This window comes from Desnuesiella massiliensis, from assembly GCF_001403615.1.
GTDB classification, from domain to species: domain Bacteria; phylum Bacillota; class Clostridia; order Clostridiales; family Clostridiaceae; genus Desnuesiella; species Desnuesiella massiliensis.
Window position 1 is genome coordinate 1 of the sequence record NZ_LN879444.1, and the last position, 1793, is coordinate 1793.

Here is a 1793-nt window from a genome sequence, read left to right on the forward strand (position 1 = left end):
GACACCTTACTTCAATGAACCTAAATGGAGCAGAATATTTCTATTTAAGAAATGCTCAAGGAGATATTATAGGGTTAATAGATGGTGATGGAGTTAGGGTAGTAAGTTATGCTTATGATAGTTGGGGTAAGTTAATCAGCATTAAAGACAAAGATGGCAAGGACGTTGCAACTGACACAAACCATGTTGGAGTTAAGAATCCTTATAGATATAGGGGTTATAGGTATGATAATGAGACTGGGCTATACTATCTAAACTCAAGATATTATAATCCGGAGTGGGGAAGGTTTATTAATGCGGATGGGCTTATTGGTAAGACAGGAGATTTATTAGGACATAACCTGTTTGCATATTGTGAAAATAATGCTATAAATGCATCTGATCCAACAGGATTTATGGTTACATATGCAGATGTAGGGGGAACTTCTTATTATACTCAGAATATAACTTCATTGTATTCCAATGAAATTGCAGAACAAGAAATAAAAAATAAAGTAGTTAATAACGCTGCAAAATACACTGGTAATACTGCGGCAAGTATAGCTTCGAGCTCAGCAGATTCTTATTTTGCTTCTAAGGTAGCATCGTCATGGAGTAGTAAGATATTTACACCACTCACGTTTAAGGATGCTGTATCAAGAAATTTAGGAAAGCAGTATTTTACAATGAAAATTAGTAAAATAACAGGACCATTGGGGGTTGCTTCTTTAGGAATCAGCATTTGGGATAATCATGCGAATTATAAATATGGCTGGCTAAGAACCGGAGTAGATGTAGCTTCCTTTGGCTTTGCAGCTGGAGTAGGTGTTTTAGCAGGAGCATTCTTGGCACCTACATTTGTAGTTACTGCAGGTGTTATTGGAGTGGGTCTTGCAATAGGAATAGGCACAGGCGAAATAAAAGACAGATATCTATCTCAGCGCAAATAAAAAATAGAGGAGGATACTCAAAATGAAAAATAGGCTAGTGAACAAAATATTAGATTTATTAAATCATGATAATAATAATACTCGCTCTATCTATTTTGCCATTATTTCGATAACAGCATTTTTTATTAGTAAGTATTTAGGATTTAACGCCACAATTATCATTTTAGTTTGTATAACTACTATGGTTGCTTTTGCAACAATAATACAAATTTTGAGAAAAGATAAAAATCGAAGAAATATAGTAATATATTTATTTATAACATTTTTATTAGTTTTTGTTACAAGTATTGTTTGGATGATGCAATATTACCTTAAAGCTAATAATGATGTTATGTTTTTTAAAATAATTAGTATTTTCTTAAGTGTAATAGCTATAATTGCTGATATACTTTGCGTTTTAGCATTGTTACATAAAAATAGTTCAAAATTAAAAAAAATATCATTAATAGTAGTTGCAATCTATATGACATTGATATCTATTCTTTCAATTATATTTTTACCTTTTAATAAATAAAAGATTTAAGTTTATAAGAGAAAATTTAATAAGTTATATTTACACAAGATTCAATTTAAACTATTAAAAAGTCAACAGGTTATATTTAAAGTCTGTTGACTTTTTACTTAAAGGAACGAAAGGTTGGGAAAAAAAGTGAGAAGGCGTTAGCCTAATTTTAGAATACTTAAAGTTATAGCGAAAGTTTGAATAAGCGATAGTAAGGGTATCTTCTACAAATACAATGACTCAGGCATAAGAACAGAAAAAAACGTAAATGGAGCAGTAACAAAATACTATCTTCAAGGAGATAAGGTAACACTAGAAGAAAGCGGAACAGATAAGATATACTATACTTATGATTCAACTGG

At 30.9% G+C, this 1793-nt stretch carries 2 protein-coding genes; both read left to right on the forward strand.

Going from position 1 to position 1793, the window contains the following annotated elements; translation table 11 throughout:
* Nucleotides 1-929: RHS repeat-associated core domain-containing protein (locus BN2665_RS00005; protein WP_242865870.1), on the forward strand; the 929-nt coding region annotated here is incomplete at its 5' end.
* 22 nt (nt 930-951) lie between these two features.
* Nucleotides 952-1443, forward strand: a complete 492-nt coding sequence (locus tag BN2665_RS00010; protein WP_055665084.1) for a hypothetical protein — start codon at nt 952-954, stop codon at nt 1441-1443.
* The last annotated feature ends 350 nt before the right edge of the window (nt 1444-1793 follow it).

What these genes read in the sequence shown, in the direction of transcription:
- BN2665_RS00010 (WP_055665084.1), top strand. Translation starts at nt 952, where the DNA reads ATGAAAAATAGGCTAGTGAACAAAATATTAGATTTATTAAATCATGAT.